The sequence below is a fragment of the Mycobacterium sp. genome, assembly GCF_049278535.1.
GTDB lineage: Bacteria > Actinomycetota > Actinomycetes > Mycobacteriales > Mycobacteriaceae > Mycobacterium.
In genome coordinates this window covers 1-10,884 of the sequence record NZ_JBAPMI010000058.1, presented here as the reverse complement: position 1 = coordinate 10,884, position 10,884 = coordinate 1, and the positions used below count along the sequence as shown (strand labels likewise).

General features: G+C 65.7%; 10 protein-coding genes. 4 read left to right on the top strand and 6 right to left on the bottom strand.

From position 1 onward, the window contains the following. Positions 1–139: 139 nt before the first annotated feature. From WAO18_RS03420 to WAO18_RS03410, 3 genes are read right to left on the bottom strand one after another with little or no spacing between them, the layout of a single operon-like run. Positions 140–562 (bottom strand): nuclear transport factor 2 family protein, encoded by a 423-nt coding sequence (locus tag WAO18_RS03420; RefSeq protein WP_422203899.1) that lies wholly within the window; start codon positions 560–562, stop codon positions 140–142. Positions 563–579: 17 nt separating this feature from the next. Beyond that, positions 580–2,178 (bottom strand): AMP-binding protein, encoded by a 1,599-nt coding sequence (locus tag WAO18_RS03415; RefSeq protein ID WP_422203897.1) that lies wholly within the window; start codon positions 2,176–2,178, stop codon positions 580–582. Then, entirely contained in the window at positions 2,178–3,293 is a 1,116-nt protein-coding gene (locus WAO18_RS03410; RefSeq protein ID WP_422203895.1) for an aromatic ring-hydroxylating oxygenase subunit alpha, read from the bottom strand. The genes WAO18_RS03415 and WAO18_RS03410 overlap by 1 nt, the downstream gene beginning before the upstream one ends. Positions 3,294–3,481: 188 nt before the next feature. Between WAO18_RS03410 and WAO18_RS03405 the strand changes: the two genes are divergently transcribed. Beyond that, positions 3,482–4,705, top strand: a complete 1,224-nt coding sequence (locus WAO18_RS03405) for a cytochrome P450 (RefSeq protein ID WP_422203893.1) — start codon at positions 3,482–3,484, stop codon at positions 4,703–4,705. Between the two features lie 4 nt (positions 4,706–4,709). Here WAO18_RS03405 and WAO18_RS03400 read toward each other — a convergent pair whose 3' ends face one another. Then, a complete protein-coding gene (locus tag WAO18_RS03400) occupies positions 4,710–4,901 on the bottom strand; it encodes a ferredoxin (RefSeq protein ID WP_422203891.1) in 192 nt (63 codons plus the stop codon). A gap of 22 nt (positions 4,902–4,923) precedes the next feature. Further along, positions 4,924–7,305: a CoA transferase gene (locus WAO18_RS03395; protein ID WP_422203889.1), complete on the bottom strand. Its 2,382-nt coding sequence runs from the start codon at positions 7,303–7,305 to the stop codon at positions 4,924–4,926. Between the two features lie 192 nt (positions 7,306–7,497). Between WAO18_RS03395 and WAO18_RS03390 the strand changes: the two genes are divergently transcribed. Continuing rightward, on the top strand, positions 7,498–8,319 hold the full coding sequence (locus WAO18_RS03390) for a FadR/GntR family transcriptional regulator (RefSeq protein WP_422203901.1): 822 nt from the start codon (positions 7,498–7,500) through the stop codon (positions 8,317–8,319). Positions 8,320–8,338: 19 nt separating this feature from the next. Beyond that, positions 8,339–9,058 carry an SDR family oxidoreductase gene (locus WAO18_RS03385; protein ID WP_422203887.1) on the top strand — a complete coding sequence of 240 codons (720 nt, stop codon included), beginning with the start codon at positions 8,339–8,341 and terminating at the stop codon, positions 9,056–9,058. Between the two features lie 9 nt (positions 9,059–9,067). Here WAO18_RS03385 and WAO18_RS03380 read toward each other — a convergent pair whose 3' ends face one another. Beyond that, positions 9,068–9,919 (bottom strand): LLM class flavin-dependent oxidoreductase, encoded by an 852-nt coding sequence (locus WAO18_RS03380; RefSeq protein ID WP_422203885.1) that lies wholly within the window; start codon positions 9,917–9,919, stop codon positions 9,068–9,070. A 92-nt stretch (positions 9,920–10,011) separates the two neighbouring features. Here WAO18_RS03380 and WAO18_RS03375 point away from each other — a divergent pair. Then, positions 10,012–10,884, top strand: an 873-nt coding sequence (locus WAO18_RS03375; RefSeq protein WP_422203883.1) for an acyl-CoA dehydrogenase family protein, incomplete at its 3' end; no start/stop codon positions are given.

Sequence of the window (10,884 nt, the reverse complement as noted above, 5' to 3'; positions counted from 1 at the left end):
CTCGGCTTCACCTGCGCCTCAGCGATGGGATTGCACCGGTTCCTGCACACCCTCGACATCTACGGCGACTCCGCTCCGGTCATCGAATATTCGCCTGACCAGATCGACCGCGGAATCTAACGACTATTGCTGCTGTCAGTCACACCGAGAGCGAGTGCCCGTTGGACAACGAATCCCATTGCAGCTCACGGGAAGTGAAGTACCAGCCGCCGCGCTCGTAAATCAGTTGATCGCGATAGCTCCCGGTGGCACGCAACGTTGCGCCGTCGCCGGTCGCGGTGAAGAGCAGTGCGACGCAACGCTGAGTCGCGTTGACGCCGTCAACGCTGATCTCGTGGTCGACGGTGACAAGCCGCCCGTTGCCACCGTCGAATGCCTCACGTAGATCGGTGAATTCCCTGCCGTCACGGGTGAAGCTGGCGCCAGAGTGGCGGAATGTGGCAATCCATCCGTTGCGGTCGCCTTCGGAAAAGCATCGGTTGTGCCGCGCCGTCAGGTTCAAGATGGCGTCACGGCCCACCGAACCGTCGAGGACGTACTGCTGCTGATAGGTCATCGCCATCGGTTATTCTCCCTGTTTCAACGGCTAACGACGTAGCCGTGGCTTTCGCGGTCCCAGGCCGCGGATCCGACACCTCTGCTGCGAAGAACATCCTTGCGGACCCGCCCGATGACGGTCTTCGGCAACTCACTGACAATCTCTACGTATCGCGGCACGGCGAAGTACGGCATCCGGGCGCCGCAAAAGTCAAGCAGGTCTGCGTAATCCAGGTCGCCATCGGGTGTCACGGTGACGAACAGCAAGATGTCGTCCTCGCCCAGGTCGCTGGGTACCCCGACCACCGCGGCCTCGAGCACCGACGGATGCCCGGCCACCACGGTCTCGACCTCGACCGACGAGACGTTCTCCCCGCGGCGGCGCAACGAGTCCTTCACCCGGTCGACATATGTGAGGTTCTGGTCGCTGTCCAGCGCACCGAGATCCCCGGTGCGAAACCATTGCGGGTGCGCGTCGACGGTCAAGCCCGAGGCATTCAGGTAACCCTCGCTCATGACGTGCGGGAAGCGGGGCCGGCACGCGATCTCGCCCACGGTGCCGTTTGGCAGCGGCTCGCCGTCCGGGTCGAGAATGCGCACCTCGAAGTTGGGATTCGGCCGGCCCGAGGTTCCGGGCACGCCAACTTCGCCCACCCCCTTGACCGCAATCGGGAAGGCTTCGGTCAGGCCGTACATGGTGACGATCCGGCATCCGTAACGCTTTTCGATGTCGCGGTACACCGCCGCGTCGATCGGCGCCGCGGAGATGAAGCGTAGCGGCAGCTGCGCGTCGCGCGGATCGGGCGGCTGCTGCACCAGCATTGAGACCATCGCTCCGGCGCCGGCGAAACCGACAGCGCCGCAGGCACGCACCTCGTCCCACACCGAGGTGGGATGAAAGGCCGCCGCCAGAACCGTTGTCCCACCTACCAGCATCGGCGCCAGCACGGCCGGCGCCGCGCTGAGATGAAACAGCGGCATCGCCGTCCACAGCGACTCACCCGGGCCGAACTCCCACGCAGTCGCGGCTGTCGCAGCCGTGGTGAACAGGTAGTGCCAGGTTGTGGCAACGGCTTTCGATGGCCCGGTCGTGCCGGACGTGAAGAAGAATGATCCGATGTCTGCGACGTCGCCGACGTATTCGTCCACCACCCCAGGGTTCGTCTGGAGCAAATCGTTCGAAACGACGATGGTCGCCAAGCCGGGTAGCTGATCGGCCAATTCGGCAACCCGCGGCTGGCGCTCGGCGTCGGTGACGATCACCTTCGCCCGTGAGAGTCGAAGCGCGTGCAGCAGGAATTCGCCCTTGTTGGCCGCGTTGACGGCGGCGGCCACGGCACCGATGCGTCCGGCACCCAACCAGAAGTAGATCCACTCCGGGCAGGTCGCGGCGAACAATGCGACGCAATCGCCTGGTCCAATACCTAAGTCCAGCAGCGCTTTAGCCGCCGCGCAGGATCGCTGCCGCATGTGCTCGAAGGTCACCTCGGCACCGTCGATCGAGATCATCACCCGGTCGGGAAACTGTTCGGCGCGACGATCGAGCACTGCCGCGACACTGAACCGCTCGACACCGAAATCAGCCGGGCTGATGGGCTCTCCGTCGCATGCGGGTGCCGCCCCAACCGGCACGCGGGACATCAGGCTCCTGCAGCCGCCGGGTCCGGATCACCGTCGGCGGTGTAGCCGAAGTCGTCCCGCGCGGGTTCCTCGCCCGGATAGAAGCGATGCGCCCAGCGCCGCAGCGCCGCGTAGTCGTGCGCCTCCTCCGGTGCGAGGTTCGGCTTCTCCAGATACTTCATGTTCTCCCACGTGAAGAAGTCCTGCTTTATCACCTCTTGCTGCAGGGCCAGGAACTTGGCGGCGCGGCCGGTGGGCGCGTCGCCGGTGTCGCCGGGCTCGCGCACCGACGCCTGGGTATAGAAGTAGTCGGTGTAGTCCTCGTCGACCGGCGTCTGCCCAGTCACCTCGATGGTGGCCACCAAGTCGCTGGGGAAGCGGACGATGCCCAACCCCAGCGAGTAGTTGTCGTAGACGATTTTGGCGTCGACCGGACCGTTGGGCGTCAGCCAGGTCTCTGAGCGGCCGCCACCGAAGTGGGCACTCACCGTGGCATGCAGGTGATAACCGTCGACCTCGAACGAGGTGGTGTTGGCCGGATTGGCAGCCTTGTGCACGTACTGCACGTGATATGGGTCGGCCGCGTTTTCGATGATCATCTGCGCGTGCACCTTGACCCGATTGAGCATTCGACTGTGCGGGTGCAGCGGGTAGTACTCATCGGTTTCCAGCTCGGGCAGCACCGGCGGCTGCCAGTACGGCGCCCGGCCGTGCCGTTCATGCCAGACCAGGATGAAGCCGTACCACTCCGTGCTGTGGTACGTGCGGACGCGGACGTTGTTCTTGCAGCCGATCTTGCTGTAGGGAATCAGCGCATTCGTGCCATCGCCGCGCCACTGCCAGCCATGCCAGGGGCAGACGATGTTCTCCCCCTCGACCGTGCCACCTACACCCATGTTGGCGCCGAGGTGCTGGCAGTAAGCGTCGAGCACGTTCACCTCGCCGGACTCGGTGCGAAACAGCACCATCTCCTCGCCGAAGTAGTGCACCCGCTTGACGTCGCCCGGTGCCAGCTCCGAGGCAAAGCCGATGATGAACCATCCGGTCGGGAATCGGTACGGCGACAGGCTGATGCCGCTGGGCCCGAATTCGCGTTCGGACGGGTCGATAGAGGTATCCGAAACCGTGTCCGTCACTACCTTCTCCGTTCCCGCGCAGCCAACCGGTGCACGGCCGCGATGACGCTCGCCGCGCTTGGCAGGCTCATTTCTATTTTTACTATTTTAAGCATTGAACGTCAACGCACGCGCTCGCCGGCGGTAGGGTCAATCACCAAACCCGTGCCCTGCGCGGCGCGGGCGTCTGAGTGAATCGAGGTTTGGTGATGACGGCTTCAACCGTCGATCTGTCCGATTTCGCATTGTGGCGCAATGGCTTTCCCGACGACTTGTTCACCGAGCTCCGACGCGACCGGCCGCTGTTCCGGCACGGCCTGACGCCGGGTGTCGAGAAGACCGTCAAGCGGGATTTCTGGATGACCACCAAGCACCGGCACGCCGTGCGGTTGCATCGCGACGCCGAATCGTTCACTGCGGTAAACGGACCGCTTATTCAGCCCGCCGACCTGTTCGCGTCCAATCCGACCATCATTACCTTGGACCCGCCGGAACAGAGCAAGCACCGAAAACTCATCTCGAGTGCTTTCACGCCGCGGGCGATCGCCAAACTCGAGGACGGCATCCGGGCTCGCGCGTCGCGGATGATCGACGACCTACTTGCCCGCGGCAGCGGCGACTGGATCGACGATGTCGCCGACGCGCTGCCGATGACCGTCATCGGCGACATCATCGGCATCCCGGAGCAGGATCGGCCGCGTATCTTCGACGGTTTCGACCACATCCTCAAGGTTCAGTCACAAGCTGCCGAGATGGACACCAACGTGTTCGCGACGATCTTCGGTTACGCGATGGAACTCACCGCCGAGAAGCGGCGCAATCCCGCCGACGACATCTGGAGCACGATCGCCTCCGGCGTCATCACCGGCGACGACGGCGAGCAATTCAGCTTGGCCGCAAACGAACTCGAGTTCTTTTTCTTCGTGTTGGCGTTCGCCGGCAGCGATACGACCAAGAATGCGCTGGCCATCGGGCTGCAGACATTCGTCGCGAATCCCGAACAGATCGAGCGGTACCGCGATGACGAGTCCGTTCGGTCCAGCGCCGTCGAGGAGGTGCTGCGCTGGTCGTCGCCGGTGGCGTACTGGACGCGCAGCACGAAGGTCGATATCGAAATGGACGGTCAGCACATTCCTAAGGGTGAGCGGGTAGTCGCCATGCTTCGATCGGCGAACCGCGACGAGGAGGTCTTCGAATCGCCGTTCACCTTCGACATCGGGCGACAGCCCAACCCGCATGTCGCCTTTGGCGGCGGCGGCGCGCACCACTGCCTGGGCGCGATGCTAGCCCGCGCCGAGATCCGCGCCGTGCTGGATGAATTGCTGCTGCGCTGCGACGGCATCACGCTCGGACCAGCGCAGGTGTCGTACCCGAACCTGACCACCAACATGTCGATCTACGACCAGATGCCGATAACCCTGAAAGCCCGCTAGCGAGTCAGTCGACCAGCCGCAGCGCGGCCTTCGGGCACTGGTCGACGGCGGCCGCGACGTCGATCATCCGGTCCTCCGGCACCTCGCCATCGGCGACATGCACCACATCGGCATCCCCGATCTCGAAGATGTCCGAAGCCAACGACTCACAGAACCCGTTGGCCTCACACAACGACTCGTCGACAATTATTCGCATCGCTTACTCCTTTCGAACAGCGTCACAGGCCTTTGGGCCGGGTGCCGATCACCCCGGCTGCCGCCAGTCTCGCCAGGTCTTCATCCGTGCGGCCACACAAGTCGCGCAGCACCTCGCCGTTGTGCTCGCCGAGCGTCGGCGGCGGGCGCATCAGCCATCTGCGCTGTCCGCCTAGCGGGGCGAACGGCGGACACGGGTAGCGGCCCGAACCGGTGCGCGGATGATCGAGGGTTTCCAAGAACCCACGGTCGTTGAGCTGAGCGTTCTCGGTCACCAGCGACGGCGACACCACCGGTGCGGCGGGAATGCCCGCGGCGGCAAGGCCTTCCACCGCGCGGCTCAGGCCCTGGCCGGCGAACCACTCCTGGAGCCGACGGTCGATCTGGTCGGCCTGCGCTTGCCGCCCGGCGACCGTGCCGAACCGGTCATCGTCGGTCCATGACGGGCGGCCCATCAGCTCCACGAGCGCCTGCCACTGGTCGTCAGTGCGCACGGTGATCGCGACCCAGTCGTCGTCGCCAGCGCAGCGGTAGAGATTTTGGACGGCCCACCCGTGTCCCCGGTTGCCCCGGCGGCTCAGCGTGACACCGAATACTTCGGCTTCCATCGGCTGAACCGCGGTGACGTTCAAGACCGTCTCGATCATCGGTAACTCGACGAGCTGGCCCGCGCCGGTGCGATCGGCGAAGCACAGGGCCGCCGTCACGGCGAAAGCCGCGTGCACGCCGGCCAGCGGGTCGCACGCTCCGCGCGGCGGGACGGGCGGACCGTCCGCGAGTCCGGTGACCCAGGCCAGGCCGGCGATCTGTTCCATGGTCGGCGCGAACCCGACCCGATCGCGCCACGGACCGTCCAGCCCGAACGCCGGCATCCGGGCGATCACCAAATGCGGATTGATGGCGAGCAAGGCGTCCGCGGCGAGCCCGAAGTGATCCATCACCCGCGGAGAGAAGTTCTCGATCACGACGTCGGCATCGGCGACCAGTTCACCGAAAAGGCGACGCCCCTCAACCGATCCCAAATCCAAAGTCACCGAACGCTTGTTGGTGTTCATGGCGTGGAACACCCAGCCATATTCCCACCAGTCGTCGACGTCTTTGCGCATGCCGCCCGAGTAGCGGATGCCGTCGGGTCGTTGGATCGACTCCACCTTGACGACGTCGGCGCCGAACGCCGCGAGCAGGTGCGTGGCGGCGGGCCCGGCCCAGAACGCGGTCAGGTCGACAATGCGAAGGCCCTGCAGCGGCAGTCGCGGATCCGACGGCGGTTCGCGGTACTCGCGTTCGGGCCACGGGTCGGTGCCGTCGGCCTCGCCCAGCGCCGGTGCCTCGCCCAGCGAGGCCGGGCTGCACCGCGACATCAGCCAGGGGGTGCGGGGCTGGTAAAAGCCCGCCGGGTTGCGCACAAACGCCCCACGTTCCCTGGCGTAGGCGGTGTCGCGGATCGTCGCGCCATTGCCCAGCGCCGCGATCGGCAATCGGAACAGCTGCCCGAGTTCGACGACCTCGTCGACAGTGCGTTCGGCCAACCACGGCCGGATCCGCTCCCGGATGAAGTCGCGGTATTGCCATCGCCCGATCTGGAAACTCAGCTGCGGGATCTCGGTCAACTCCGCGCAGTCGACCATCGCCGCGAAATCCAGCCACTGCTGGCCGGTGACCATGGTGATCCCGATGTAGCCGTCTTTGGCGGGCTCGATCGACGGCACTTCGATGGTGCGCGACACAGGCGGCACCTGCAGCAAGTGGGAGTGCAACCATTCGCCGCTCTGCATCAGCGTGATTGATTCCAGCATGGATAAATCCAGGTGTTCGCCGGGTCCCCCGTGCTCGACGCGGCGGCGCACGGCCAGCGCTCCGAATGCGGCGAACACCCCGCCCATGTACTCGCCGAGATCGCCGCCGATCGCGATCGGCGGTCCGGCTGGGTCGCCGCGGAAACCGGTCAGGCCGGACCACGCCTGCAAGGTGAACTCGCTGGCGGCGCGTTCGGCGTAGGGCCCGGTCCAGCCGAAGTCGGAGATGGTGACGACGACCGCCCTCGGGAACTCTGCCAGCAGCTGCTGTGGATCGATGTCCCACTGCGCCGCCTGTGACCGGGTGGCCGTCACCACGATGATGTCGGCGCCGGCGAACTCGGCGTGAAGGTCGGCAGCCGACCAGGTCAGGCTGCGCTTGCCGGCATTGAGATACCCGAACAGGGGCGAGTCGGTGCCGTCCGGGACGGCCGATCCGCTCGCGCTGTACCGCCGCAGCCAATCCCCTTGCCGCGGCTCGATTTTCCTGACCTCAGCACCCGCGTCGACCAACAGCTTTCCGCAGTAGCTGCCGGCGATGCGGTCGCTGATCTCGACAACACGGACGTCCGCCAGCGGTGTCGGTCGGCTGCCGTGCCCGTCGCTCAACCTGTATCCGTCTACATTCGTCGGGTTGTTGTCTATACCATCTTAGTAAATTTGCCGATCCGGGTTCGCTCGCGTCAGACCGAACGCTTGACCAGCGCGGCTATTATGCCATTACTGCTAAAATTGCAGTATATGGAGTTCGCGGGCGCAGCGGCCGTGTCTCCGGCCGGTGAGTTCCGCTGCTGGAATCAGATGACTGCGCTGGGAATTGGCCCCGAGGCCCGACGTCGGCTGTCGGCGCCGCGGATCGCCGAAATCGTCGCGGACGAGTTGCGGCGCCAGATCATCGACGGGGAACTGGCCGACGGCGATTTGCTGCCCCGCCAGGAAGTGCTCGTCGAGCAGTTCAATGTAAGCCTGGTCTCGCTGCGAGAAGCGTTGCGAATTCTGGAGACCGAAGGGCTGGTGTCGGTTCGCCGGGGCAACCGCGGCGGCGCCATCGTGCATGCTCCGGCGAAGAGCAGCGCCGCCTACATGTTGGGCCTGCTACTGCAGAGCGAATCCGTCGTCGTCGCCGACCTCGGCACGGCGTTGCTGGAACTCGAACCCGCGTGCGCGGCGTTGGCGGCGCAGCGGGCCGACCGCGCCGACACCATCGTGCCCGAGCTCAAAGAGATCAACGACGCGATGGCCATCCATCTGGAGGACGGGCCCGACTTCACCGAAATCGGGCGCAGATTCCACGATTCCATCGTGCAAGGCTGCGGCAACAAGACCATCATCGCGGTCGTCGGCACTCTGGAAACGCTGTGGACCAGCCATGAACAGCAGTGGGCCGACGAGAGCGCGGCCAAGGGCACCTACCCGTCGCTGACGAAACGGCGCGCCGTGCTCAACACACACATCAAAATGGCCGAGATGATCGAGGCCGGCGACGTCGAGCGGGCGCGCCGGGTGGCCGCGCGGCACCTCTCCGATACCCAGAGCCACGTGCTGGCCGCCGGTCCCGACCAACGGATCTACGCCTTGTCGCCGCAGGCGCTGTCCCGCCCGCGGGACAACCGCCACCTGTAGATCGACCGATCGGGCGCATGTGAGAACCGCACTGGTGACCGGCGGCAGCGGCGGCATAGGCAAGGCTTGCGCCGCCAAGTTGTGCGAACTGGGTTACGACGTAGTGCTTTCGGCACGCCGGGTCGATCCATTGCGCGCCGCGGCTGAGGAGATCGGGGCCCGCTACATCGTGGCCGACGCCTCCGACTCGACCGGCTTCGCACAGGCGATCAACCCCTTGCAGACCATCGATCTCGTGGTGCATGCGGCGGGCGCCCTCGGTGGGACCTACGCGCGCAAGCAGACATTCGAGCAGTGGCAGACGATCATCTCGGCAAACCTGGACTCCTGTTTCGTGGTGACCGCGGCCGCGCTCCCGAAGATGCGGCCCGGCTCCCGGCTGGTGTTCATCTCGTCTTCGGCGGCACACGAACCGATGATGGGCCGCACCGCCTATTCGGCGTCCAAGGCCGGCATGAATGCCTTTGCCCGCGCGCTGGCGCTCGAAGTCGACCGCGACGGTATCGCCGTGCACATCGTGACGCCGGGGCCGGTGGAAACCGAAATGCTGCAGGATGTTCCGTTCGAGATGAACGCCATTCAGGTGTCCGATGTGGCCGACGCCGTGGCATGGCTCGACACCGTGGACCCGTCGGTGGATCTGCCGGAGATCAGGCTGCACGCGGTGCGGCGCGGGCCGTTCGCCCGCGAGCCCGTTGTGCCCGACGAGGCTCGCCGCCGTGCCGCGCAGCGCCCATGACCAAACGCGCTATTGCGGAAAAACCTTGATCACCGTTTCGCCGAATTCGTGCAGCGATTCCGGTGCGGCGAAATCAGCGAACCAGACGTAGAACCGCTCAACGCCTTGACCGGACAAATGCATGAAATGTCCGGACAATTCGTCAGCATCGCCACAAACCAGACCCGATCCGAGATTGCCGAACCGCCGGGCGCTCACCTCGCGCACCTTGGCCGGATCGCTGTCCTTGCGAACGAAACCGACCATCTGCTGAATCGAAACCCGGGCCGATCCGGCGGCGGGGGCCAACTCAGCCAGCCTGTCGATGTGGTTGGCCGGGATGTTCCACCAATCCGCGTATCTGCGAACAAGTTCCATCATCCGCCGACCTGTCCCGCCGAGGATCAGCGGTATCGGATGCGAGGGAAGCGGCGACTGGCCGCCAGTGGCGTCCTCACCGCGTCCCCAGTACTGGTTGATCAGGTCGAGATGACTTTCGAGTTGCTTGACCCGGGCAACCGGATCTTGTTGACCGACATCGAATCTGGTGAATTCCGCGGGCCAGGACCCGGAGCCGAGGCCGAGTTCGAACCTGCCGTCTGATGCCTCCGACACCGTTAGGGCCTGCTTGGCCAGCACCGCCGGATGGCGAAAGGCGTCGCACAGCACCAGGTGGCCGATCCGCAGCCGTTCCGTCTTGGCGGCCACCCAGGTAGCGACACTCATTGCCTCCCAAATGCTTTCATCGGGCAGCCCGGGTGCTTCGAGGTGGTCGATGAACGCCATCCCGGTGAATCCGCTGGCTTCTGCGTGCCGCGCCCGTTCGACAATGTCGGCGACCGGCACCCTCACTTGCGGCAGGAACAGGTACCACTCCGCCATTAACCACCACCATTCGGATCACCGAGGTCACGACGCCACCGCGATTGACGTTTGTCGCGCTAGTTTACTATTTTTATTATGTTAGGGGCCTTATGGACGTCGGACTGAATTCGGGTCAACTGGCGCTGCGCGACAGCGTGCGTGACGTCCTGCGCGCAGAGTGCCCGCCGGCGATCGCCCGGCAGGCGATGACGGACCCGGATGGCTGGCGCACCGTGTGGAAGACGGTCGTCGACCTCGGTTGGAGCGAACTCGCCGTACCCGCCGCCGATCGCGACAGCTCCTTCGGTCGGATGGAGCTCACCGTCGTCCTCGAGGAGTGCGGCGCGGCGCTGGCACCCGTTCCCTTGCTGTCCAGCGTCGGTCTGGCCGCGGGTCTGCTGCGTTTGGCGGGTCCTGCTGTCGGCGATGTGCTGACCGAGATCGGCAGCGGGGTGGTGGCCGCATTGGCCGTTCACCCGCCGGGCCATCGGCTGCCCGCGGTGCCGATGACGCTGCAGGACGGGCGGGTGCATGGGCGGGCGGTCGCGGTGCCCGGCCTCCCCCGGGCCGAGCTGATCGTCACCCTGGCCTCGTCGCCCGACGGGCCGGTCGCCGCCGTCGTGCGGGTCGGCGAAGGCGTGACCGTGCGCGAGACCGAATGCACCGATCCGGCCCAACCGGTCGCCGACGTCGAGGTCGACGCCGAGCCGTTGGCCATCGCGCCGGTGGACCTGGAGTCGGCGCTGGCGACACCGCTGGTCGCCGCGGCCGCGGATTTGGTCGGTGTCGCCGGAGCCGCGCTGGACCGCGCCGTCGAACATGCGAAAACACGCCAGCAGTTCGGTAAGCCGATCGGCGCATTCCAGGGCATCAAGCACGCTTTGGCCGACAACTATGTCGCGCTGGAACGCGCCCGCGGCCTGACCTACGCGGCGGCCGCCCGGCTCGACGATCCGGCGACCTCGATCGCAGCGGGCTGGAAC